The 24726-nt window shown below is 67.9% G+C and carries 21 protein-coding genes; 15 read left to right on the top strand and 6 right to left on the bottom strand.

All coding sequences use genetic code 11. From position 1 onward, the window contains the following. The first annotated feature begins 123 nt into the window (after window positions 1-123). From AC3WL8_RS26455 to AC3WL8_RS26465, 3 genes are all read left to right on the top strand, one after another. Entirely contained in the window at window positions 124-1698 is a 1575-nt protein-coding gene (locus tag AC3WL8_RS26455) for an EAL domain-containing protein (protein WP_492379096.1), read from the top strand. Between the two features lie 183 nt (window positions 1699-1881). After that, a complete protein-coding gene (locus tag AC3WL8_RS26460; protein ID WP_492379097.1) occupies window positions 1882-3309 on the top strand; it encodes an amidase in 1428 nt (475 codons plus the stop codon). A 68-nt stretch (window positions 3310-3377) separates the two neighbouring features. Further along, entirely contained in the window at window positions 3378-4331 is a 954-nt protein-coding gene (locus AC3WL8_RS26465) for a Bug family tripartite tricarboxylate transporter substrate binding protein (protein ID WP_114135356.1), read from the top strand. 15 nt (window positions 4332-4346) lie between these two features. Here AC3WL8_RS26465 and AC3WL8_RS26470 read toward each other — a convergent pair whose 3' ends face one another. Beyond that, window positions 4347-6506, bottom strand: a complete 2160-nt coding sequence (locus AC3WL8_RS26470) for a PQQ-dependent dehydrogenase, methanol/ethanol family (RefSeq protein WP_013956836.1) — start codon at window positions 6504-6506, stop codon at window positions 4347-4349. A 307-nt stretch (window positions 6507-6813) separates the two neighbouring features. Here AC3WL8_RS26470 and AC3WL8_RS26475 point away from each other — a divergent pair, with 307 nt between their 5' ends. Next, complete coding sequence (locus AC3WL8_RS26475; protein WP_013956837.1) at window positions 6814-7611, top strand: crotonase/enoyl-CoA hydratase family protein; 798 nt, start codon at window positions 6814-6816, stop codon at window positions 7609-7611. A gap of 31 nt (window positions 7612-7642) precedes the next feature. On the opposite strand, the gene AC3WL8_RS26480 is transcribed toward AC3WL8_RS26475, so the two are convergent. Beyond that, the gene (locus AC3WL8_RS26480) at window positions 7643-8458 is read right to left on the bottom strand and encodes an IclR family transcriptional regulator (RefSeq protein WP_211979752.1); all 816 of its coding nucleotides are present in this window, start codon (window positions 8456-8458) and stop codon (window positions 7643-7645) included. Window positions 8459-8674: 216 nt separating this feature from the next. On the opposite strand from AC3WL8_RS26480, the gene AC3WL8_RS26485 reads away from it, so the two are divergent. From AC3WL8_RS26485 to purT, 6 genes are all read left to right on the top strand, one after another. Further along, window positions 8675-9853, top strand: a complete 1179-nt coding sequence (locus AC3WL8_RS26485; protein ID WP_153956255.1) for a thiolase family protein — start codon at window positions 8675-8677, stop codon at window positions 9851-9853. Window positions 9854-9898: 45 nt separating this feature from the next. Beyond that, entirely contained in the window at window positions 9899-10663 is a 765-nt protein-coding gene (locus AC3WL8_RS26490) for an SDR family NAD(P)-dependent oxidoreductase (RefSeq protein ID WP_013956840.1), read from the top strand. Window positions 10664-10705: 42 nt separating this feature from the next. Then, a complete protein-coding gene (locus tag AC3WL8_RS26495; protein WP_153956254.1) occupies window positions 10706-11470 on the top strand; it encodes a crotonase/enoyl-CoA hydratase family protein in 765 nt (254 codons plus the stop codon). Window positions 11471-11596: 126 nt separating this feature from the next. Further along, window positions 11597-12589 carry a Bug family tripartite tricarboxylate transporter substrate binding protein gene (locus AC3WL8_RS26500; protein WP_013956842.1) on the top strand — a complete coding sequence of 331 codons (993 nt, stop codon included), beginning with the start codon at window positions 11597-11599 and terminating at the stop codon, window positions 12587-12589. Between the two features lie 180 nt (window positions 12590-12769). Then, on the top strand, window positions 12770-14014 hold the full coding sequence (locus AC3WL8_RS26505; protein ID WP_420872234.1) for an MFS transporter: 1245 nt from the start codon (window positions 12770-12772) through the stop codon (window positions 14012-14014). A 259-nt stretch (window positions 14015-14273) separates the two neighbouring features. Continuing rightward, window positions 14274-15479: a formate-dependent phosphoribosylglycinamide formyltransferase gene (gene purT, locus AC3WL8_RS26510; protein ID WP_080569540.1), complete on the top strand. Its 1206-nt coding sequence runs from the start codon at window positions 14274-14276 to the stop codon at window positions 15477-15479. A gap of 14 nt (window positions 15480-15493) precedes the next feature. Here the strand turns inward: purT and AC3WL8_RS26515 are convergent, their stop codons facing one another. Both AC3WL8_RS26515 and AC3WL8_RS26520 read right to left on the bottom strand, forming a co-directional pair. After that, window positions 15494-16825 carry a mechanosensitive ion channel family protein gene (locus tag AC3WL8_RS26515; RefSeq protein ID WP_013956845.1) on the bottom strand — a complete coding sequence of 444 codons (1332 nt, stop codon included), beginning with the start codon at window positions 16823-16825 and terminating at the stop codon, window positions 15494-15496. A 92-nt stretch (window positions 16826-16917) separates the two neighbouring features. Continuing rightward, window positions 16918-17235 carry a DMT family transporter gene (locus AC3WL8_RS26520; protein WP_018313582.1) on the bottom strand — a complete coding sequence of 106 codons (318 nt, stop codon included), beginning with the start codon at window positions 17233-17235 and terminating at the stop codon, window positions 16918-16920. A gap of 117 nt (window positions 17236-17352) precedes the next feature. Between AC3WL8_RS26520 and AC3WL8_RS26525 the strand changes: the two genes are divergently transcribed. Next, complete coding sequence (locus AC3WL8_RS26525; RefSeq protein ID WP_153956253.1) at window positions 17353-18261, top strand: LysR family transcriptional regulator; 909 nt, start codon at window positions 17353-17355, stop codon at window positions 18259-18261. 15 nt (window positions 18262-18276) lie between these two features. Here AC3WL8_RS26525 and AC3WL8_RS26530 read toward each other — a convergent pair whose 3' ends face one another. Next, window positions 18277-19500, bottom strand: a complete 1224-nt coding sequence (locus AC3WL8_RS26530; protein ID WP_013956848.1) for a cyclic di-GMP phosphodiesterase — start codon at window positions 19498-19500, stop codon at window positions 18277-18279. A 225-nt stretch (window positions 19501-19725) separates the two neighbouring features. On the opposite strand from AC3WL8_RS26530, the gene AC3WL8_RS26535 reads away from it, so the two are divergent. Beyond that, entirely contained in the window at window positions 19726-20019 is a 294-nt protein-coding gene (locus AC3WL8_RS26535; protein WP_010812104.1) for a putative quinol monooxygenase, read from the top strand. A 115-nt stretch (window positions 20020-20134) separates the two neighbouring features. Next, window positions 20135-21136 carry a cysteine synthase A gene (locus AC3WL8_RS26540; RefSeq protein WP_013956851.1) on the top strand — a complete coding sequence of 334 codons (1002 nt, stop codon included), beginning with the start codon at window positions 20135-20137 and terminating at the stop codon, window positions 21134-21136. Window positions 21137-21149: 13 nt separating this feature from the next. Here AC3WL8_RS26540 and prpR read toward each other — a convergent pair whose 3' ends face one another. After that, window positions 21150-23114: a propionate catabolism operon regulatory protein PrpR gene (prpR, locus tag AC3WL8_RS26545; RefSeq protein WP_492379098.1), complete on the bottom strand. Its 1965-nt coding sequence runs from the start codon at window positions 23112-23114 to the stop codon at window positions 21150-21152. Between the two features lie 281 nt (window positions 23115-23395). On the opposite strand from prpR, the gene prpB reads away from it, so the two are divergent. Together prpB and AC3WL8_RS26555 are read left to right on the top strand one after the other, a co-directional pair. Beyond that, window positions 23396-24304: a methylisocitrate lyase gene (gene prpB, locus AC3WL8_RS26550; protein ID WP_013956854.1), complete on the top strand. Its 909-nt coding sequence runs from the start codon at window positions 23396-23398 to the stop codon at window positions 24302-24304. 87 nt (window positions 24305-24391) lie between these two features. Beyond that, window positions 24392-24726, top strand: a 335-nt coding sequence (locus AC3WL8_RS26555; protein ID WP_492379099.1) for a citrate/2-methylcitrate synthase, incomplete at its 3' end; no start/stop codon positions are given.

Consider the following 24726-nt stretch of genomic DNA (forward strand, 5'->3'; position numbering starts at 1 on the left):
GCACGAAAGAATTCATCGCTTTGCTGGAAGAATCTGAATACGCGCGGCGATGGCGCGTGCTGCGCAGCAGCGAGGGCGCGTAGTACCCGTACCCTTCGACAATGCATGGCTGACAGGACACCCATGAAGCGGCCTTTGTTCCTTGCGATGGCAGTGATACTCGCGTTTGCCGCGGCCGTCTTGCCGATTGCGGCCAGCATGCGCGTGGCCGAAGAGGAGGTCGCCCGGCGCGAGGTGGCGCAACTGCAGATGTTTGCCAATGCTGCCGTCGCCCGCATGGAGATGGTCATGGCAGACGCCACTGGCGCGCTGCACGAAATGGAAGGCCTGCCCGACGCGCCCTGCTCCGACGGCAACCTGGCCAGCCTGCGGCGCATCACCTTCACCTTCCACCACCTGCGCGATACCGGGCGCTATGCCGGCAATTACCGCTTGTGCTCGGCACTGCTGGGCGACGTCTTCCGGCGGCATATGACATTGCCCGAGCCGGACTGGCGCGACACTCAGGGCTTCGAATACTGGTTCGACCTCGACAACCCGTTTGGCGCGCCCGGCCCTTCCATGCTGGTAGGGCGCCACGGCCATTACGTATCGGTCGACCCCAAGTCATTCGTCGACATCGTCGAGCTCGATGGCCGGTACATAGGCGCAGTCAATACTGCCACGGGCGTCTTCATCGCCACCACCACCGGCTCCGACGTGGCGCAGATGGCGCTCGAATACCAGCGCAATGCCAACGGCGCCGACGAACTCGACAATCCCGGCAGTTCCGTGCGCCGTTCCCCCCGGATTCCGTTCGCGGCCGTGGCCCTGGCACCGCCCACCGGGCTGCTGGCCACCTGGCCGATGCTGGTAGGCTCTTTCGTCGTGGCGGGGCTGGCGATCGGCGTGCTGCTGGCCGCGCTGGTGTTTCGCGCCATGTCGCGCCGCCTGACCATGGAGGGCGCGCTGCGCAACGCCGTGCGCCGCCGCCGGCTGGAGGTGCACTACCAGCCGATCGTCGCGCTGGAAGATGGCCGCTGCGTGGGCGCGGAGGCGCTGCTGCGCTGGAAGCGCGACGGCCAGCCGGTGCCGCCCGACCTGCTGATCACGCTGGCGGAGCAGACCGGGCTGATGCCGCAGATCACTGACCACGTGCTCGACCGCGCCATCGCGGAGCTGGGCCCGCTGCTGCGCGCCAGGCCCGGCTTCTATGTGTCGATCAATGTTTGCGCGGACGATGTCAGCTCGCCGCGTTTTCTCGACGTGCTTACCGCGCGCCTGCAGGGCACCGGGATCGCGCCCCGGCAGATCCGCATCGAGATCACTGAACGCAGCTTCCTGCACGCCGAGACCGCGCTCGAAGTGATCCAGGCCTTCCGCGATGCCGGGCATCCGATCTACATCGACGACTTCGGCACCGGCTACTCCAGCCTGTCCTACCTGCAGGTATTCAAGGTCGATGTGTTGAAGATCGACAAGTCCTTCATCGACACCATCGGCCGCGAGGCAGCATCCAGCACCGTGGCGCCGCACATCATCGCCATGGCCGAGGCGCTGGGCTTCGAGGTCGTGGCCGAGGGCATCGAGCATGAAGACCAGGCGCGCTTCCTGCGCGAGCGCGGCGCGCAGTTCGGCCAGGGGTGGCTGTATTCACGCGCCTTGCCGGCAGACGGCCTGCAGGCGTACCTGGCATCCCGGCGTGCCCCTGAGCGGTGACGCGCCGCGAGACGACGGCAGTGCATCCCTGAGCTTGCCGAACGCTTCCTCGCCGATGGCACCTCGCGGCGATAATCCCCGCGTGCCCGGGCCGGTTGTAATATGCCTGTTCCAGCTTATCGCCATCACGCCTGCGCGCGCCGAAGCCGGCACGCGCAGCCATCTTCAGGAGACGCCCGTCCAATGAGCGAAGCGCTTTGTCTTGCCAGCGCCGCCGAGCTGCAGCAGCGCATCCGGCGCAAGGAAATCTCGCCGGTGGAACTGACCGCCGCGGTGCTGGCGCGCGCCGAGCGGCTGCAGCCGGTGCTGAACTGCTTTATCACGCTGTGCGCGGACGAGGCCATGGCCGCGGCGCGCGCGGCGGAAGCGGAAGTGATGTCCGGCCGGCCGCTGCCCCCGCTGCATGGCATTCCTTTCACCGCCAAGGACATCGTCAACACGCGCGGCGTGCGCACCACCTTTGGCGCCGTGCCGATGCGAGACAACGTGCCGGCCGAAGACGCCGTGGCGGTGGCGCGGCTGCGCGCGCAGGGGGCGATCCTGGTCGGCAAGACCACCACGCCGGAATTCGGCTCCAAATGCCTGACCGATTCGCCGCTATTCGGGCGCACCCGCAATGCCTGGCACGCCGCACGCACCAGTGGCGGCTCCAGCGGCGGCGCCGCGGTGGCGGTGGCCAGCGGCATCGCGCCGCTGGCGGTGGCAACCGATGGCGGCGGCTCCACGCGCATTCCTGCCGCCTGCAATGGCGTGGTGGGCATCAAGCAGAGCCAGGGGGTGATTCCGCACAGCCAGGCGCAGGATCTGTTCGGCAACCAGACCTACGTGACGCCGACCACGCGCACGGTGGCCGACACCGGCCTGATGCTGCAGGCCATGGCCGGCGAGCATGCGTGCGACCCGTGGTCGATCGGCGTGCCCGCCGCCGACTACGTGGCCGCCGCGCAGCCGCAGGGCGACTTGCGTGGCCGGCGCATCCTGTATTGCCTGGCGCCGCCGGGCCGCCCAGTGTCGGCGGACGTGGCGCGCGCGTTCGAGGCCAGCCTGGACAAGCTGCGCGCGCTAGGCGCCGAACTGGTGCCGTTCGGCGGCGAAGGGTTCGACGTCGAACCCATCTGGCGTGCGATCAACCACACGGTCTGGCGCACGCGCTTTGCGCCGATCGTGGCGCAGCACCGCGAGGCGCTGAGCCCGACCTTCGTGCGCCAGGTGGAATCGGCCGCCGCCTTCACCGCCGTGGAATACCAGCAGGCGATGTTCGAGCGCTCGCAGCTGTTCCTGCGCGTGCAGGCGCTGCTGGGGCGCGCCGACCTGCTCGCCATGCCCACCATCACACGCACCGCACTGCCACTGGAGCAAGACCTGTTCGGCCAGATCGAAATCGATGGCCAGGACTATCCCGATGTGCGCGCGAACTGGTTCCCCTGGACCATGCCGTTCAATATGACGGGACATCCGGCCATCAGCCTGCCCTGCGGCTTTGGCAGCGACGGGCTGCCGATCGGGCTGCAGCTGGTCGGGCAGTTCCGCGGTGACGCGCAGCTGCTGCGTGCGGCGGCCTTGTACGAATCGGTCCATGACCTCACGGGCCAGTGGCCCACCCTGCCCTGACACCCTCTCAACATCGTTCCCTGACTGCCATGACTCATCAAGTCCGATTGACGCGCCGGCTGCTGGCCATGACCGCTGTCGCCGCCGCCACCTTCGCCATGACCGCGCCGGCCGGCGCGGCCGATGCCGAGCCGATGCATATCATTGTCGGCTACGCCCCGGGCGGCGCCGCCGACAGCCTGGCGCGCCTGTATGCCGAGCAACTGCGCCAGGACGGCCACGGCACGGTGGTGGTCGAAAACCGCCCCGGAGCCTCGGCGCGCCTGGCGCTCGACTACGTGAAGCGTGCCAGGCCCGATGGCAAGACCGTGTTCATCGGCCCCTCGCCCCTGTTCACCATCTTTCCGCTGACCTACAAGAAGCTGTCATACGACGCCGACAAGGACCTGGTGCCCGCGGCGGTGCTGACCGATGTGCCGACCGCGGTCGCGACCGGCGTGCAGCAGCCTTACCAGAACATGAAGGAATACGTGAGCTGGGCCAGGCGCAACCCGGGCGGCGCCAGCCTGGGCCTGGCCACCATCGGCAGCGCCGGCCACCTGGGCACGGTGGCACTGGGCAAGGCCGAAGGCATCGCCATCACGCCCGCGCCGTATCGCGGCGCGTCGCCGATGCTGGTGGATGTGGTCAGCGGCAATGTGTCGATCGGCTGGGATGCCGTAGCCAGCATGATGCCGCTGTACAAGGGCGGCAAGCTGCGCTTCCTTGGGGTGAGCGGTACGCGCCGCGCCAAGGCGCTGCCCGAAGTGCCCACCATGAAGGAACAGGGCTTCAGCCAGTATGACCACGCCACCAGCTGGTACGGCGTGTTCGTGCCTGCTGGCACGCAGCCTGACGTGGTGGCGCAGGTGGAAAAGATGTTCCTCGCCGCCTCGGCCAACGCCGCCACCGTGGCCAAGCTGGAAGCGCTGGGCCTGGAAGTGGTGGCGCGCCCCGGCCAGGAAGGCCGCCGCCGCATCCAGCTGGAACGCGCCGCGTGGAAGCCGATCGTGGAGGCGACCGGCTTCCAGGCCGAGGACTGAGGCCCGGCCCAGCCCTCAGGGCTTGGGCCGCACCGCGTCAGCGGTTCCCTGGATAAAGGCCTTGATCTTCTCGACGTCGTCCGGCGTCAGCTTGCCGGTAAAGTCCGGCATGCCGCGCGCCATCGCCGGCCCCTTGAAAACCACCTTGTCCAGGTTCTCGATATAGGCCGCATCAATATAGCCCAGGTTAGGGATATTGCCGCCGCGGTCCACGCCGGGCACGCCGTGGCACAGGGCGCAGTTGCTGACGTACAGGCCGGTGCCCGCCTTGACCTGCGCCGGGTCATATTTCACGCCCTGCAGCAGCCTGGCGGCGCGGTACTCGGCAAAGGCCGGCAGCGGCGCCTTGCCGCCGAGGGCGAAGGTGTAGACCGTGCCCGGCCCCTGCCGGTTGGTGGCGCGCTGGGCCTGCCCGTAGACCCCGCCCCAACCCACTGCCACCGACACATACTGCTTGCCGTTCAACTCGAAGCTGACCGGCGCCGCCACCACGCCGGTGCCGGTGGGCGACTCCCACAGCTTGTCGCCGCTGCGCGCGTCATAGGCGACAAAGCGGCCGTCGGCGGTGCCCTGGAACACCAGGTTGCCGGCGGTGGTCAGCGTGCCGCCGTTCCACGGCGACACATGCTCCTGCGTCCACGCCGCCTTCTGCTGCACCGGATCCCAGGCGATCAGCCGGCCAAAGGGCTTGCTCTTGGGCGGCTCGGCGTTCAGGAACTTGGCGGTGTTCCAGCCCACGTTGCCATGCGGGGTGCCGGGCTTGCCTTCATTGAAGTTCCAGGTCTTGTCGTCCATCAGGTTGATCGGCACGTTCTGCGCCGGCAGGTAGACCAGCCCGGTCTGCGGGTTGAACGACATCGGATGCCAGTTGTGCGCGCCGTACGGCCCGGGGACCGAGTCATAGGGCTTGTCGGTGGCGCGCGCCTCGGGCCGCTCGATGGGGCGGCCATTGGCGTCATAGCCGGTGGCCCAGTTCACGTCGACAAAGTTCTTTGCCGAGATGAACTTGCCGTTGGTGCGGTCGATGACGAAGAAGAAGCCGTTCTTGGGCGCGTGCAGGATGACCTTGCGCATCTGCCCGTCGAGCTTCAGGTCGGCCAGGATCATCGGCTGCGCCGAGGTGTAGTCCCAGTTGTCGCCCGGGGTCTCCTGGTAGTGCCAGACATACTTGCCGGTATCCGGGTTGAGCGCGACGATCGAGGCCAGGTACAGGTTGTCGCCGCCGGCCGGACTGCGCTTGCTGTGCGACCACGGCGCGCCGTTGCCGGTGCCCACGTACATCAGGTTCAGTTCGGGGTCGAAGGCCAGCGTGTCCCAGGCCGTGCCGCCGCCGCCCGCCTCCCAGTACTTGCCGCTGGGGTCCCAGGTCTTGGCCGCCGCGGCCATCGACTCATCCTCGAACGGCCTGGAGGGGTCGCCCGGCACCGTGAACCAGCGCCACTTCTGCTCGCCGGTGCCGGCGTCATAGGCGGTGATGTAGCCGCGCACGCCGTATTCGGCGCCGCCGTTGCCGATGATGACCTTGCCCTTGAACACGCGCGGCGCGCCGGTGATGGTGTACGAGTACTTGCGGTCGATGATGGTGTCCTTCTCCCACTGCTTGCGGCCACTGGCGGCATCCAGCGCGATCAGCCGGCCATCGTAGGCGGCCACGAACACCTTGCCCTGGTACAGCGCCACGCCGCGGTTGACCACGTCGCAGCAGCCGCGATAGCCGAGCGAGCGGTCCACCTTGGGGTCGAAAGTCCAGAGCCGCTTGCCGGTGCGCGCATCGACCGCATGCACCACGCTCCATGACGCGGTGACGTACATCACGCCGTCCACCACCAGCGGGGTTGCCTCCACGCCGCGGGTCGACTCCAGGTTGTAGGTCCACACCAGGCCCAGGTCGCGCACGTTCGCGGCATCGATCTGCCTGAGCCGGCTGAAGCGGGTCTCGGCATAGTCCAGGCCATGGCTGGGCCAGTCGCGGGCGGTGCTGGCGTTGGCACTGATGAAGGCGCCGTCAACCTTGGCTGCCGCATTGCGCGGCGCCGCGGCGCCGGCGGGCAAGACCTGCACCACCAGCGCCAGGGCCGCTGCCAGGAGGCCTGTGGCGCGCCTCATGGTGCGGCGGGTGTGCATTGCAACATCGGGGGCAACGGGGTCCGTCGCCTGCTTCAACGCATGGCTCATGTCGTCTCCTGTAGAGCATTCTTGTTGGAATTCGGGACTGCAGGATTACGGAACTGCGCGATGCCGGTCGGTGGCCGGGGCCTATAGATAATCGGTGAGCGATTCGATTATGGGTACAGGGATTACCCGCGGAAAGTCGTGCAGCCGGCGCAAGGCGGCTGGCGTCCCGAGCCTGTCGGGCGATATGTGCCGGATATTACTGATGAAGAAATGAATATTGGACGGTGTAGGCACGCCTCGCTTAGCCTTGGCGCCAAGGCAGGCAGCCAGCCAGCCAGCCCACATCCCCGTATCCGGAGACACCACCATGAGCAACTTCCTTCTCTACGAGCAGCAGGACCACATCGTCACGCTGACGATGAACGAGCCCGAGCGCCGCAACCCGCTGACCGGCAATACCGCCGTGGCGGAGTTCCTGGCCGCGATCGACCGCATCCACGGCGACCGCAGCGTGCGCGCGGTGGTCATCACCGGCGCGGGCACGGCGTTCTCGTCGGGCGGCAATATCAAGGACATGGAGCGCCAGGCCTCCGGCGCAGTGCCGGGCATGGAAATCCGGCAGGACTACCGCTGCGGCATCCAGCGGCTGCCGCTGGCGCTGTTCAACCTGGAAGTGCCGGTCATCGCCGCGGTCAATGGCGCGGCCATGGGCGCGGGGCTGGACCTGGCCTGCATGTGCGACATCCGCATTGCCTCGGAGCGCGCGCAGTTTGCCGAGTCCTTCGTCAAGCTCGGCATCATCCCCGGCGATGGCGGCGCGTGGCTGCTGCCGCGCGTGATCGGCCTGTCGCGGGCGGCCGAGATGACCTTCACCGGCCAGCCGATCGATGCCAGGCTGGCGCTGGAATGGAACCTGGTGTCGCGCGTGGTCGCGCCCGAGGCGCTGCTGTCCACTGCCTATGAGCTGGCCGGCCGCATCGCCGCCAACCCGCCGCACGCGGTGCGACTGGCCAAGCGCCTGATGCGCGAGGCCATGCATACCCGCCTGGATACGCTGCTGGAACTGTCCGCCGGCTTCCAGGCGCTGTCGCACCAGACTGCCGACCACCGTGAGGCGGTGCAAGCGTTCCTGGATAAGCGCACGCCGGTTTTCACGGGGAACTGAGCTGCAGCAGCCAGGCAGACTGCTGTGCCGCTCAGCCTGCCACGCCCAGCGCTCCCTCTACATTGCGCACCAGGCTCACCAGGCGCGGGCCGATGTCCTCCTCCATCTGCTTGCTCTGCTGGCTGAACACCGGCACCGAGGCGGCAAAGATCCACGCCTCGCCGTCGCGGCGGGTGCGCATCGGTACGGCAACCGATTCCACCTCGCGGTGCAGGTCGCGGTGGCCGCGGCAGAAGCCGTGTTCTTGTAGGTCGCTGGCGGCGTCAGCCAGGCGCTCCTGCAGCCAGTCAGCGCGCTGCGGATCGGCGGCGCGGAGCTGGGCGAGATAGGCCTCGCGCTCGGCCTCGCTCAACAGCATCAGGTAGCCGCGTCCGGACCCTGTGCGCGAGACCGACACGCGCGTGCCGACCTCGGGCCGGAACACATGGCTGCCCACGCCCTGGGCGATCTCGACGTAGGTCAGCGCATTGCCGCTGCCGACGATCAGCTCGACCTGCCCGGCGATATGGTCGGCCAGCTCCTGCATGGCCGGTCGCGCCAGCTGGCGGATCGTCATGCGTGCCAGCGCGGGCGCGGCCAGGTTGATCAGCCCGACCCCGGGCACGTAGCGCGACAGGCGCTCTGAATAATGCAGCAGGCCCAGCTCGCACAGGGTATCGAGCAGCCGGAACAGGGTCGGCTTGGCCAGGCCGGTGCGCTCCATCAGCTCGCGGCTGCTCAACTCCTGCACCGTTGGGGAAAAGCAGTTGAGGATCGAAATGCCACGCGCCAGCGCGCTGACAAGGCGCGCTTCGCCGTCGGCATCGGCGGGCGGCGGGGCCAGGGAGCCGTGTGGTGCATTCGTCATGTTATTGCCTGAATTCAAGGTTTTTTGATACGAGCGTCTCAAAACCCGGATGTTGCCCTTCGTTTTTTCCAAAGTCAAACCGGGTTATTTGGGTTTACACGACGCTTTTCCGAAGACAGAATCCCAATTCATCGTATTGGACGATCACATTTCGGTACGGACGTCTCAATATCCCAGCCACGACTCGCAACGCTCAGCTTTTTCAGGAGACACCCCATGCAACAAGCCGTCATCGTCGACGCCATCCGCAGCCCGATGGGCCGCTCCAAGCCAGGCTCGGCCTTCACCGAACTCCATGCCACCGAGTTGCTGGCGCAGGTGCTCAAGGGCCTGGTCGAGCGCAACAAGCTGGACCCGGGTTTGGTCGACGACGTCATCACCGGCTGCGTGACCCAGGCGGGCGAGCAGTCCGCCGGCCCGGGCCGGGTGGCGTGGCTGGCGGCAGGCTTTCCTGACCACGTGCCGGCCACCACCATCGACCGCAAGTGCGGCTCCAGCCAGCAGGCGGTGCATTTCGCCGCGCAGGGCATCATGGCCGGCGCCTATGACATCGTCATCGCCTGCGGCATCGAGTCGATGAGCCGCGTGCCGATGGGCTCGGCCCGCATCGGCCAGAACCCGTACGGCCCGTCGATGGAAGCGCGCTATGCGCCGGGGCTGGTCTCGCAGGGTGTCGCGGCCGAGCTGGTGGCCGCCAAGTACGAACTGTCGCGCCACGACATGGACAGCTACTCGGCCCACTCGCACGAGCTGGCCGCAGCCGCGCGCGAAAGCGGCGCCTTCCGCCGCGAGATCCTGGGCATCAGCACGCCCAACGGGCTGGTCGAGCAGGATGAAACCATCCGCCCGGGCACCTCGGTGGAGAAACTGGGCACGCTGCAGGCCTCGTTCCGCAACGACGAACTCAGCGCGCGCTTCCCGCAAATCGGCTGGAACGTGACCGCGGGCAATGCCTCGCAGATCAGTGACGGCGCCTCCGCCATGCTGCTGATGAGCGAGTCGATGGCGCAGCGCCTGGGCCTGAAGCCGCGTGCGCGCTTTGTCGCTTTCGACGTGTGCGGCGACGATCCGGTCATGATGCTGACCGCCCCGATCCCCGCCAGCCAGCGCGCGATCAAGAAGAGCGGCCTGAAGCTCGACCAGATCGACCACTACGAGATCAACGAAGCCTTTGCCTGCGTGCCGCTGGCCTGGCAGCGCGCGCTCGGCGCCGACCCGGCACGCCTGAACCCGCGCGGCGGCGCCATTGCGCTGGGCCATCCGCTGGGTGCCTCCGGCGTGCGGCTGATGACCACCATGCTGCATGCACTGGAAGACAGCGGCCAGCGCTATGGCCTGCAGTCGATGTGCGAGGCCGGCGGCATGGCCAACGCCACCATCATCGAGCGCCTGTAAGCGGCGCCTCCTACCGAACAACGTATCCAGTCAAGGAGACAAAGCATGAAACTGACCAATATGTCCGCCGTCGTGACCGGCGGCGCTTCCGGCCTGGGCCTGGCCTGCGTGCGGCGCCTGGTGGAACGCGGCGTCGACGTCGTGATCGCCGACCTGTCGGAAGAGCGCGGCAATGCCGCCGTCGACGAGTTCGGCGGCAAGGTCCGCTTCCTCAAGGCCGACGTGACCGACACCGACCAGATGAACGCCGTCTATGACGCCGCCGAAGCCATTGCCCCGCTGCGCGCGCTGATCCATTGCGCCGGCCTGGGCGGCCCGGTGCGCGTGGTCGAGAAGGACGGCTCGCCGGGGTCGCTGGAAAAATACGAGTCGATCGTGCGCATCAACCTGATCGGCACCTTCAACGCGCTGCGCCTGGGTGCCGCGCGCATGGCCAAGAACGAACTGATCGACGGTGAGCGCGGCGCGTGCGTGCTGACCGCGTCGGTGGCCGCCTACGAAGGCCAGATCGGCCAGATCCCTTATGCATCGGCCAAGGCCGGTATCGTCGGCATGACCCTGGTGGCCGCACGCGACCTGGCACAGCGCGCGATCCGCGTCTGCACCATCGCCCCGGGGCTGTTCGACACCCCGCTGCTGGCCAAGCTGCCGGAGAACGTGCGCGCCTCGCTCGGCGCCATGGTGCCGCACCCGCCCCGCCTGGGCGCACCGGATGAATACGCGTCCACCGCGCTGCACATCCTGGAGAACCCCATGCTCAACGGCGAAACCATCCGCCTAGACGGCGCCATCCGCATGGCACCGCGCTGAGCTGTGCGCTGCACCGATACCGACTTCTGACAAGGAAACCGCATGAGCGACACGCTGCAACTGGAAACCCACGGCAATACGCTGCTGATCACCATGAACCGGCCCCAGGCGAAAAATGCCATGGACTTCGAGACCGCGACCGCGCTGGCCGCCGCCATCGACCAGCTGGAAAGCCGCGACGACCTGAGCGTGGCCATCCTGACCGGCGCGGGCGGCACCTTCTGCTCGGGCATGGACCTGAAGGGCTTCCTGGAAGGCAAGCGCCCCAGCCTGCCTGGCCGCGGCTTTGGCGGGCTGACCGAGAAGCCGCCGCGCAAGGTGCTGATCGCCGCGGTGGAAGGCTATGCGCTGGCCGGCGGCTTCGAGCTGGCGCTGGCGTGCGACCTGATCGTGTCGTCGAAGGCGGCCAAGTTCGGCCTGCCTGAAGTCAAGCGGGGGCTGGTGGCCGGCGCCGGCGGCCTGATGCGCCTGCCGCGCCGCGTGCCGTACCACATCGCCATGGAATACGCGCTGACCGGCAATATGCTGGGCGCCGAGCAGGCTCACGCCTATGGGCTGATCAACCGCCTGACCGAAGCGGGCCAGGCGCTGGCAGGCGCGCTGGCGCTGGCCGACGAGATCGGCGCCAACGGCCCGCTGGCGGTTGCGGTCAGCAAGCAGATCGTGGCCGAGTCCGCCGACTGGAGCGCCGAGGAGATGTTCGAGCGCCAGCGCCCGCTGCTGGCGCCGGTGTTCACCTCGGCCGATGCCCGCGAGGGTGCCGCCGCATTCGCCGAGAAGCGCAAGCCGGTGTGGACGGGCAAGTGATGGCGCACGCCAGGCGGAGGGCATCGATGTCATCCGTCCTGCGCTAGTGGACTACAGAACGGCCGGCCGCAAGCCGGCCGTTCGCACATTCCAAGCAGCACGCAGACCAGAACATGGAGGAGACCCATGAAACACAAGCTGCCAGAATCGCTGTTCAACACGTCCGCGGCCCTGCTGCTGGCAACCGCCGCCGCCATGCTGCCGCTGGCGGCCAGCGCCGCGGCCTGGCCTGAGCGCCCCATCACCATCATCGTGCCCGGCGCGCCGGGGGGCACCACCGATATTCCGACACGGCTGGTGGCGCAGAAGCTGTCGGCCATCCTGGGCCAGCCGGTGGTGGTCGACAACAAGCCCGGCAGCGGCGGCATCATTGGCACGCAGGCCTTCATGCGCGCGGCGCCGGACGGCTACACGCTGCTGGTCGGCAATACCGGCTCGCACGCGATCAACTACAGCGCCTACAAGCAGTTGTCCTACCAGCCGCAGGATTTCCTGCCGCTGACGGACCTGATCTCGTTTGCCAACGTGCTGGTGGTCGGCGCGCAGTCGCCGGTACGCAGCGTGGCCGAGCTGATGGCGCAGCTCAAGCAGTCCCCGGGCAAATATTCCTATGCTTCGGCCGGCATCGGGCAGACCACGCACCTGACGGCGGAGCTATTCCGGCTGCGCACGGGCACCGAAGTGATTCACGTGCCGTACAAGGGGTCGACACCAGCCACGACCTCCGTGCTGGCGGGCGAAACCACCTTCATGTTCGACAACCTGACGCAGGCGCTGCCGCAAATCCGCGCCGGCAAGCTGCGCGCGCTTGCGGTGACCAGCGCCGAGCGCCTGCCGGCCCTGCCGGACGTGCCGACGATGGCGCAGGCCGGCGTGAAGGATTTCGTGGTAATGGGCTGGCTGGGCTTCTTTGCGCCGGCCAAGACCCCGCCGGCCATTGCCGCCACCCTGCAGGAAGCGCTGGGCAAGGCCATGCGCGACCCCGAGGTGGTGGCCAGGTTCCGCGACATGGGCGGCATTCCGGGCGGCGAACCGCAGCCGAAGTTCGCCGCGCTGGTCAGCGGCGACATCAAGCGCTGGGGCGAGACCATCCGGGCATCCAAGGTCAGCCTGGACTAGCCAGGCGCGGGGCCGCCTTTGGCAAAGCGGAAGGCGGACCCGCCCAAAGCCAAATTGACACGGTGGGACCCGGGGCATACCCTCGCCCTACCCTGCGGTATATTCAGCGCACGCTTAAATGTAAAGACATGGAAAGCGCCCCGGGGCTCACAACGATAACGACAACGACGAGACCACACCGTGCCCACCCCCACCGCGCCTTCCCGCTACGAAGCCCTGCGCCCGGCCTTGCCGATCCTGATCGGCGCCTCCTTGATGCTCAGCCTGGCCATGGGCCTGCGCCAGAGCCTTGGCATCTTCATGCCGCCGCTGACGCGGGACCTCGGCATCTCGGTATCGGATTTCACCATCGCCATCGCGGTACAGAACCTGGCGTGGGGCCTGCTGCAGCCGCTGGCCGGGGCCTGGGCCACGCGGATCGGCTTCCGGCCGCTGATGCTGGCCGGCTCGCTGCTCTATGTGACCGGACTGGTGCTGCTGGCGACCGCGCACAGCATGGTCGGCGTCACGCTGGGCGCGGGCGTGGCCATTGGCGCATCGATGGCCTGCACCGGCAGCGCCCTGGCGATGGCGGTGGCGGCGCGGCCGGTGTCGGCGGCGCTGCGCAGCACGGTGCTGGGGCTGGTGTCTGGCGCGGGCTCGCTGGGTGCGCTGCTGGCGGCGCCGATCGGGCAGATGGTGACGCAGGCCTACGGCTGGCGCACCGGGCTGGCAGCGTTCGTGCTGCTGGCGCTGGTGATGCTGCCCGCGGCGTGGTTTGCCGGGCGCGTGGACCGGCTGCCGCTGGTGTCGCCCGCAGGGCGCGGCCAGGACAGCGCGCGTGAAGCGCTGGGCACCGCGCTGCGGCATGCGCCGTTCGTGGTGATGGCGCTGGCGTATTTCGTCTGCGGCATGCAACTGGTGTTCCTGACCACGCACCTGCCATCGTATCTGGACGTATGCGGCATGGACCCAATGCTCAGCGCGCAGGCGTTGGGCGTGATCGGCGGCTTCAACGTGCTGGGCAGCATCTTCTTCGGCTGGGCCGGCGGCCGCTTCAACAAGCTGATGCTGCTGGGCGGCATCTATACGATTCGCTCGCTGGCGCTGACCTGGTACTTCTCGTCGGCGCCCACGCCGCAAAGCACGCTGGTGTTCGCCGCGGTGATGGGCTTCCTGTGGCTGGGCGTGGCGCCGCTGGTATCGGGCTGGATCGCCGAGACCTTCGGCCTGCGCTGGCAGGCCATGCTGGGCGGCGTGGCGTTCTTCAGCCACCAGATCGGCAGCTTTCTCGGCGCCTTCGGCGGTGGGCTGGTCTACGACGCGCTGGGTTCCTACACCGTGGCGTGGCAGGTCGGCGTGACCCTGGGGCTGGCCGCGGGTCTGGCGCAAATTGCATTTGCCGTGGCCACGCGGCGGCAGCCGCCGCTGATGGCCACGTCCTGAAACACTGTGCCGGGCCGCCCCGAACGGGGGATGCGGAGGGCGCGCTTAGCACCTAGCATGGATCCTGAGTGGTCCGGTCTTGGATCCTCAGGCCTTTTCAAGCCCGCCCCGCGCGGGTCTTTTTATGGTGCTTCGCTGAATTGGGTGGCACGCGCGCCAAGCCCTTCCCCGGCCCATACCAATATGCGCCCCCCGCCGGCGCCACAGACAGCCCCCAACACGTACAATCTCGGCTTTCCTTCCCGTCCCACCCGCTGCCATGACCACCCTCGGAACGCCTCTCTCCCCCTCTGCCACCAAAGTGATGCTGCTCGGCTCCGGCGAGCTGGGCAAGGAAGTGCTGATTGCACTGCAGCGCCTGGGTGTGGAAACCATCGCCGTCGACCGCTATGACAATGCACCCGGCCAGCAGGTAGCCCACCACGCGCGCACCATCGCCATGAGCGACCCGGACCAGCTCAAGGCGCTGATCGAGGCGGAAAAGCCGCACCTGGTCGTGCCCGAGATCGAGGCCATCGCCACGCCCATGCTCGAAACCTTGGAAGCCGCCGGCACCGTGCGCGTGATCCCCACCGCCCGCGCCGCGCGCCTGACCATGGACCGCGAAGGCATCCGCCGCCTGGCCGCCGAATCGCTCGGCCTGCCGACCAGCCCGTACAAGTTCTGCGATTCGCTGGATGAACTGCAGGCTGCCATCGACGGCGGCATCGGCTACCCGTGCGTGGTCAAGCCGGTGATGAGCAGCTCCGGCAAGGGCCAGAGCAAGATCGACGGTCCCGATGGCGTCAAGGCGGCCTGGGACTACGCAATGGCCGGCGGCCGCGTCAGCCACGGCCGCGTGATCGTGGAAGGCTTTATCGATTTCGACTACGAGATCACGCTGCTGACCGTGCGCGCCATGGGCGCCAGCGGCCAGGTGGAAACGCAGTTCTGCGCCCCGATTGGCCACGTCCAGGTCAGCGGCGACTACGTCGAGAGCTGGCAGCCGCAGCCGATGCACCCCGCCGCGCTGGAAACCGCCCAGCGCATTGCGCAGGCGGTCACGGCAGACTTGGGCGGCATGGGCCTGTTCGGCGTGGAGCTGTTCGTCAAGGGTGAGCAGGTCTGGTTCAGCGAGGTCAGCCCGCGTCCGCACGACACCGGCATGGTCACCATGGCCACGCAATGGCAGAACGAGTTCGAACTGCATGCCCGCGCCATCCTGGGCCTGCCGGTCGACACCACGCTGCGCAGCCCCGGCGCCAGCGCCGTGATCTACGGCGGCGTGGATGCCCAGGGGGTGGTCTTCGATGGCGTGGACCAGGCACTAAGCGTGCCTCAGACCGAGGTGCGCCTGTTCGGCAAGCCCGAGAGCTTCATCAAGCGCCGCATGGGTGTGGCGCTGGCCTACGCGGACGATGTCGACACCGCCCGCACCCGCGCCAAGGAAGCCGCCAGCCGCGTGCGTCCGCGCGCGGTCGGCTGAGCGTCAGGCGCAGCTCAGATCGGATGGCTGCCCGCGGCGGCGCCGTGGGCAGGGGCATGATGGACGGTGGCCTGTGCCGCCGCCACCTGCGCCGCGGCCAGCACCGGCGAGATGCGCACGCCGGTCAGATCCGCGCCTGACGGCGCCTGGTACAGGCGCAGGCCCAGCTCGGGCAGGATCGCCAGCAGGTGGTCGAAGACATCGCCCTGGATGCGCTCATAGTCCATCCACGCAGTCAGCGCGGTAAAGCAGTAGATCTCCACCGGGATGCCCTGCGAATCGGGCTCCATCATGCGCACGTTCAGCAGCAGGTCGTGGTGGATCTCCGGGTGCGCCTTCAGGTAGGCAATGCCATAGGCGCGGAAGGTGCCGACATTGGTCAGCCGGCGCCGGTTGACCGGGTCATTGCCGGCGGCAATCAGCAGGCGGTTGGCCTCGTCGACCTCGGCCTGCTTCTCCTCCAGGTAGTCGTGCAGCAGCCGGAAGCGCATCAGCGCCTGCACTTCCCGGTCCTCCAGAAAGCGCACGCTGCCCGCATCCAGCCGCAACGTGCGCTTGATGCGCCGCGCGCCGGATTCGAACATCTGCCGGTAGTTGCGGTAGCTCTCGGAGAACAGCTTGTAGGTCGGCACCGTGGTCACGGTGTTGTCCCAGTTCTGCACCTTGACCGTATGCAGGGCGATGTCCTTGACGTAGCCGTCGGCATTGCACTGGGGCATCTCGATCCAGTCGCCGATGCGCAGCATGTCGTTCGAGGTCAGCTGGGTACTGGCCACCAGCGACAACAGCGTGTCCTTGAACACCAGCAGCAGCACCGCCGACAGCGCACCCAGGCCGGACAGCATCCACAGCGGCGAGCGGTTGATCAGGATCGACAGCACCAGCACCGAGCACACCAGCCCCAGCCCGAGCCGCCCCACCTGGATATAGCCCTTGATCGAGCGCGTCTGTGCCTCGCGGCTGCTGGCGTATACGTCCTGCCAGGCGCTCAGCACGCCGCCTAGCATCAGGAAAAAGCAGATCCACAGGCCGGCATGGGCCAGGCGCTCGATGGCCAGCGCATAGCGGCCCATGTGCGGCACTTCGCCAATGCCGACGGTGATCACCGCGAACCCGACCGCATAGCCGAAGCGCCGATAGGCACGATAACGCGTCAGCGCCTTGCTCCAGGGGGCCTTGCCCCATACCGTCAGCAAGCGATGGGCGATACGCGACATCACGTGGCCGAACAGCCACTGAGCCACCACGGCGATCAGCACCAGCACCAGCAGGTACGAGGCAATCTGGGCCCATGGATGGGCTGGAATACGTTGCTGGAACAGCGCCAGCAGGACATCGAAACTCATGGAGGGGCGACTTTATAGCCAGTGGCTTGGCCAGATAGTGTACAGAACGTGTCCGCCACACCCCGAATCCGAAACGGATTCCCCCCAAGGTCCTACGCCGGCAGCAGCTTCAGCCCGCCAATCCCGACAAAGATCAGCCCGATCAACACCAGCCGCATCGGCGCCGCGCTTTCGCCCAGGAACAGGATGCCGATCACCGTCACCCCGATCGCCCCGATCCCGGTCCAGATTGCGTAAGCCGTCCCGACCGGCAAGTGCCGCAGCGCCGCGCTGAGCAGGAAGATACTGGCCAGCGCCGCCCCGATGCCCAGTGCTGTCGGCCCGGGCCGCGTCCAGCCGTCGGTATGTTTGAGCGCCAGCGCCATCACGATCTCGATCAGGCCCGCCAGCACCAGCAGCATCCACGCCATTGCCATGTCTTTCATCCAGGTGTGCCGCCCGACACCCATTGCCGGGCACGCGACGCCACTGTAGGCTGTGCAGATCAGCACGAAAACTGGCGAATTCTGCAAAGGGGCTATGCAAACATGCAGGAAGCAGACTGGGACGACCTGAAGTATTTCCTTGCCGTGGGCCAGTCCGGCTCGCTCGCAGGCGCCGCGCGCGCCCTGCACGTCAACCATTCCACAGTCCTGCGCCGGCTGGCGCGGCTGGAAGAGACCCTGGGCACCCTGCTGTTCGAACGCCATGCCACCGGCTACGCCATGACCGCCGCAGGCGAGGCCCTGGCGCACCGGCTGGCCGGCGTCGGCGAGCAGATCGATGCTGCCCAGCGCCAGCTGTCCGGCCTCGACAGCCAGCTGAGCGGGCCATTGCGCGTGACCACGACCGACACGCTGCTGGGTGGACTGCTGATGCCCTTGTTTGCAGAATTCCGGTCGATGCACCCGCGCATCCAGCTGCAGATCGTCATCAACAACAGCTTCCTGAGCCTGAGCCGGCGCGAGGCCGATGTGGCGATCCGGCCGGCGAATGCGCCGCCGGAGTACCTGGTGGGCCGCCGTATCGGGCGGCTGCAGACGGCGCCGTATGCGGCACGGCGCTACCTGCAGCAACTCGGCCTGCCAACGGAAGCCGACCATCCGCGGCTGGCGGACTGGTCGGCCTATGACTGGGTCGTGCCGGACGATGCGCTATCCCACCTTGCCCAGGCGCGCTGGATACGCGATCACGTGCCGGAACCCCGCCGCGCCGTCAGTGCCGACAGCCTGGTGGCCATGGCGGATGCCGTACGGCACGGCATGGGCGCCGGCATGCTGCTGTGCCTGCTGGCCGGGGCTAACCCAGACCTGGTGCGGCTGGCGCCAGTCGATGAAGCCATGGATACCGATTTGTGGGTGCTGACGCATCCGGATCTCAGGCACAGCGCGCGCGTGCGGGTGTTGGGCGATTTCCTGTATGAGCGGCTGAGACAAGGGGAATGGGTGGCGGGCTGAAGACTTGCCCCCGGTTCAGGCCGCCGCCGCATACATCTCCATCAGCTGCTCATCCGCATACCCCCAGTCAGCGGCATTCTCGAACGCCACCACCGTCTCGTCGCTGTGGCGCAGGTCGATCAGTTCGGTGGGGACGGGCCTGGACTGCGATACGGAATAGAACGCCATCACCTTCGGCCGCAGCGGATCGGCCTCGTTCTGCGCGCAGACCACCGCCAGCCGGTTCGAACGCAGCCGCAGCACGGTGCCGAGCGGATAGATGCCGACGGTGCGGGTGAAGGCCTTGAACACGCGCCGGTCGAACAGCGTGTCGACACGCACGGCCATGTATTCCATGGCGCGGGCCGGCGACCACGGCCGGTGGCCCGGGCGGCTGGAAGTGAGCGAATCATAGGCATCGCAGATCGCGCCGATCTTGGCGTGCACGCTCAGTTCGTTCCCCGCCAGGCCGTAGGGGAAGCCGCGCCCGTCCACGCGTTCGTGATGGTGGACGCAGACATCGAGCGGGATGTTCGAATAGAGCCGGGCCTCGTTCAGGATGCGGTAGCCAGCCGATGGATGCCGGCGGTAGATCTCCTCTTCCTCGGGCGTGCGTTCGCTGGCCTTGTGGACCGGGGCCGCGGGCAGCGTCAGCTTGCCGATGTCGTGGACCAGGCCGGCCAGGCCGAGTTCGCGCACCTCGTCGTCGGGCAGGCCCAGCGTGCGGCCGACGGCGATCATCAGCGCGCAGACGGCGAAGGCGTGCAGGTAGTTGTCGTCGCCACGCGCCTTGAGCCGCGCCAGCGCCAGCAACGCCTGCCCATGGCGCGACAGCGAGCGCGAGGCGGAATCGACCAGCAGCAGCGCGCCGCTGACCTCCAGCGCCCGGCCCATGCGGATGTCGGCGAACATCGAGCCGATCACGGCCTTGCCGGATTGCAGCAGCTCGCGCGCGCGGACGATCTCGGCATCAAGCGTGGCGGCGGGTGGCGGCACGGTGGCCGGATCCATGGGGTCGGGTGTCGACTCCGGGGCCGGGACGGGTCCGGGTATTTCCGGCGTGTCCGGCGCCGGTACGTTGCGGCCCTTCAGGATATCGATCCAGACCTCCTGCACCCCTGCCGACTGTATCTGCCGGACCTGGTCCTCAGTGGCGACCAGGAACTTTGCGCGCCAGAACGGATGGTTGATCCACGGGCCGCCAAGCCTGGCGACAAACATCCCGACCTGCAGTTGTTCCGACCGTATGCGTCTCAACATGCGTTACCCCCTCGGATGATGGTTTTCTTGTTGTCGATCCGTTTATCGGCGGCCGCCGGCAGGACTTTAGCCCCCATTGCGGGGAGGAACCGTGCCGCCCGCCCTTGTCAAGCGCCGCCCGAATGCCCGGACGGCGTCCTCGGGCATTGCCGGGGGGCGGTACCGCCGGCGCTACAATGGCCTGCCCAGTGCTCACAGACGCCAGCCAGTCGCCCCCGTTCACCCATGTCCGGAACGTACACGCTAGTCGGCATCGCCCGTGCCAAGACCCACCGCCGCGAGGCGCTGGTATCCCAGCTCACCACGCTGCGCTCGCGCGGGCTGACCGAGCCCGGCTGCCTGGACTACCACGTCGGGCAAGACGCCGAGGATGCGCGGGTCTTTGTGATCTACATGGTCTGGGACTCCAAGCGCGCGCTCGAATCGCACCTGAACCGGCCCTATATGCGCGATTTCCACGCCTCGCGCGCGGATTTCGTCGAAGGCGATTTCAGTTTCCGCTGGCTCAACGCCGCCTGATCCGCCTGGCCACGGGCAATCCCGGTCACTTCTGGCCGTCCCCCTGCTTGTCATTCCCGCCGCCCCGATCTATCACTCAATGTGACGCCCGGAGCGGGCACGGCAGGAGTGCACCATGGAAGTCAGGGATGGATTTGCCGGCACCATCGGCCACACCCCGCTGATCCGGCTGGCCGGCCTGAGCGCCGAAACCGGCTGCGATATCTACGGCAAGGCGGAATTCCTCAATCCAGGCGGCTCGGTCAAGGACCGCGCGGCACTCTACATCATCCGTGATGCCGAACGGCGCGGGCTGCTGACGCCCGGCGGCACGGTCATCGAAGGCACCGCCGGCAATACCGGCATCGGCCTGGCCCACCTGTGCGCGGCGCGTGGCTATCGCTGCATCGTCGTGATACCTGACACGCAGTCGCCCGAGAAAATGGAGCGGCTGCGCATGCTCGGCGCCGAGGTCCGCGCGGTGCCCGCCAAGCCTTACGCCGATCCGGACAACTACCAGAAGATTGCCGGCCGGCTGGCCGACCAGACCGACAACGCGATCTGGGCCAACCAGTTCGACAACCTGGCCAACCGCCAGGCCCACTATGAGACCACCGGGCCCGAGATCTGGCACGCCACCGGCGGGCACATCGATGCCTTCACCTGCTCCACCGGCACCGGCGGCTCGCTGGCCGGCATCGCGCGCTGCCTGAAAGAGCACAAGCCCGGCGTGCGCATCGTGCTGGCCGACCCGCACGGCAGCGGCCTGTACCACTTCGTCAAGCACCGCGAGGTCAAGGTCGAAGGCAGCTCGATCACCGAAGGCATCGGCTCCAGCCGGGTGACCGCCAACCTGCAGGACACGCCCATCGACGACGCGGTGCGCATCGACGACCAGACCTGCGTGGACATGGTCTACCGCCTGCTGCGCGAGGAGGGCTTGTTCGTGGGCGGGTCGTCGGGAATCAACGTCGGCGCCGCGGTGGCGCTGGCGCGCGAGATGGGGCCGGGCCATACCATCGTCACGCTGCTATGTGACCGCGGCGACCTGTACATGGCACGGCTGTTCAATGAAGCCTGGCTGGAGGGCAAGGGGCTGCAGCCGATTCCGTTCCGGCGTGCCGGCCCCGCCGGGTAAATGCCTGCGCGGCTCACGCCGCCTTGAGCCGCCGCCACAGCGTGGTCGGGCTGATGCCAAGAATATGGCAGGCCGCGGCGCGGTCGCCGCCGCACTCGGCCAGCACGCGCCGGATATGCTCGACTTCGCTGGACTGCTTCACGCCAGCCAGGGAACGGCGCGGGCGTGTTGCCGGCGGGGCGTGCTCAGCGTCGGCCTCGGCCGGCGCCAGCATGCCATCGCCAAACAGCTCCGGCACGGCTGCCTGCAGCTCGCGCTGCAGCGCGTCGCTGTCCAGCCGGCGCCCGGCCACCAGCACGGCGATCCGTTCGGTCACGTTTTCCAGCTCGCGGATATTGCCCGGCCAGCGGTAGCGCGCCAGCCGCGCGCGGGCCGAGGCGGGCAGGCGCTGCGGCCGGTCCATGCCCAGGCGCTCCTGGGCGCGCCGGTACAGCAGTTCGGCCAACTCCTGCAGGTCTTCGGAGCGGTCGCGCAGCGGCGGCATCTCGATGCGCAGGATATTGAGGCGGTAGTACAGGTCCTGCCGGAATGAGCCATCGCGCACCATCGCGGCCAGGTCGCGGTGAGTGGCGCCGATCACGCGCACGTTGACCGGTACGGCGTCGAGGCCGCCGATCGGCAGCACCTGCTTTTCCTGCAGCACGCGCAGCAGGCGCGTCTGCAGCGCGGACGGCATGTCGCCCACCTCGTCGAGGAACAGCGTGCCGTTGTGGGCCGACTCGAACAGGCCGGCCTTGCCGCCACGGCGCGCACCGGTGAAGGCGCCCTCTTCATAGCCGAACAGCTCGCTCTCCAGCAGCGCCTCGGGGAAGGCCGCGCAATTGACCGCCACGAACGGGAAGGCGCGGCGCGGGCTGGCGTCGTGCATGCCCTGCGCCAGCACCTCCTTGCCGGTGCCGCTCTCGCCGCCGATCAGCACGGTGGAATCCACCGCCGCGTAGCGCCGCGCCAGTTCGCGCAGCTCGGTCATGGCCGCGGAGGTGCCGGCCAGGTCGTCCAGGCTGTAGCGCACCCCGGCCGGCCGCGTGCGGGCGCGCGAGCGCAGGTTGCGGTCCACGCGCTGGATCGCGCTGGCGTCCTGGATGGTCAGCACGGCGCCGGTGGTGCCGGCTTCGCCGATGATGGGGATGCGGTTGACCACCACCATCTTGTCGCCGAGCTTGTGGATCGCCTCCAGTTCCTTGTCACCGCTCTGCATCACGCCTTCGAGCGCCAGGTTTGGCGCCAGCGTCTGCAGCTTGCGCCCGACCGCGGCGGCGACGGAAGTGCCGAGAAAGCGCTCCATCGCCGGGTTGAACGACTGGATGCGCCCTTCGGCATCCACCGCCGCCACGCCCTCGTTCAGGTGCGCCAGGATGGTGTTGACGTAGTCGCGCCGGGTGGCCTCGATGCGGCGCAGGCGCGCGGCCTCGATCGCGTCTTCCAGCGCCATGCGCACCGAGTTGCCGGAGTACAGGAACACGCCGGTCAGGCCATAGCGGTCGGCCAGGTCGGTCACCAGGCCGGGGCCGACCACGACCTGGATGCCCTCCTGCTTGAGCGCCTTTACGCGTGCGACGGCATCGTCCTCGGTCAGGTAGGTATAGGCCGGGACCAACAGCGAGAACGCGCGCACGAATTCATCCACCTCGGCATACGTCGACGCGTGCGTGACCAGCGCCACCCGCGGCGAGATGCGCCGCGCGGTGGCCAACGCGCTCATCACGTCAAAGCCCGTGACCTTGACCAGCACCACCGGCACATCCACGTGCTGGCGCAGGTAGGCGCCGTTGGAGCCGCCCGCCACCACCACGTCGAGCCGGCCCTCGCGCGCCTCGCGCGCCACGGCGCTGGCGGCGGCCTCGAAACCCTTGCCGACGATGCGGAATTCGGCCCGGTCGGCGTAGGCCGGAATCAGGTCGGCGAAGGCGCGTGCCAGGCGGCTGATGCCGATGGCCCAGATGCGCGGACGGGCTTGCGTGGAAACGGGAGAAGCCATGGTGCAATGCGGAAAGAATGCGTGGTGAAACCCGGGACGAACAGGCGTACAGTGCTGGCACATTGTCCGCCACGCAGCCCGCGATTTCAACTTTGAATTCCAAACTTGTGATTTTGAAATTCAATTGTGCTGAAAAGATGACATGAAATCGGCGGCGAGGCCAGCCGCCCTGCCCGCCAGCCCAGCGCTGACAAAGGCTGGCGGATTTCCCGCGGGCCCGCCCAAGGGCTTGGCACACCCCTTGCAGTATTAGGCCCGTCCTGTTCACCAACGCATACGCCATGACCTACTCCGCTTCCGACCTCGCGCGCTCCGCTGGCGCCCGCTTCCGCCAGGCGCTTGCCGACGAGCATCCGCTGCAGGTAGTCGGCACCATCAATGCCAACCACGCCCTGCTGGCCAAGCGCGCCGGCTACCGGGCCATCTACCTGTCGGGCGGCGGCGTTGCGGCCGGCTCGCTGGGCCTGCCGGACCTGGGCATCTCGAACCTGGACGACGTGCTGACCGATATCCGCCGCATCACCGACGTGTGCGACACGCCGCTGCTGGTGGACGTCGACACCGGCTTCGGCGCCTCGGCCTTCAACGTGGCCCGCACCACCAAGTCGCTGATCAAGTTTGGCGCGGCGGCCATGCATATCGAAGACCAGGTCGGCGCCAAGCGCTGCGGCCACCGCCCCAACAAGGAAATCGTCACGCAGGGTGAAATGGTCGACCGCATCAGGGCCGCCGTCGACGCCCGCACCGACGAGAATTTCGTCATCATGGCCCGCACCGACGCGCTCGCCGTCGAAGGCCTGGACAAGGCCATCGAGCGCGCCGTCGCGTGCGTGGAAGCCGGCGCCGACGCCATCTTCCCGGAAGCCATGACCGACCTGGCCATGTACCGCAAGTTTGTCGATGCGGTGAAGGTGCCGGTGCTGGCCAATATCACCGAATTCGGCGCCACTCCGCTGTTCACCACCGAGGAACTCGGCGGCGCCGGCGTGTCGATGGTGCTGTACCCGCTGTCGGCCTTCCGCGCCATGAACAAGGCGGCGGAGAACGTCTACGCGGCCATCCGCCGCGACGGCACGCAGAAGAACGTGGTCGATACCATGCAGACCCGCGCCGAGCTCTACGAGAGCATCGGCTACCATGACTTCGAGCAGAAGCTGGACGCGCTCTTCGCACAAGGCAAGGGCAAGTAAGTAAGACTCACGCGCGGCCGGGCTTTGTCCCGGCCGCTTGCACGACAACAGACAGGCAATACCAGGCATCACACAAAGGAGACCCAGATGTCCGAAGCGCAACCGCTCGTCACTCCCAAGCCCAAGAAATCCGTCGCTCTGTCGGGCGTGACCGCCGGCAATACCGCGCTGTGCACCGTCGGCCGCACCGGCAACGACCTGCACTACCGCGGCTACGACATCCTCGACATCGCCGAGACCTGCGAGTTCGAGGAGATCGCCCACCTGCTGGTGCACGGCAAGCTGCCGACCAAATCCGAACTGGCCGCCTACAAGGCCAAGCTCAAGAGCCTGCGCGGCCTGCCTGCCAATGTGAAGGCCGCGCTCGAATGGGTGCCCGCCAGCGCCCACCCGATGGACGTGATGCGCACCGGCGTGTCGGT

The organism is Cupriavidus sp. FW305-F7 (assembly GCF_058782875.1).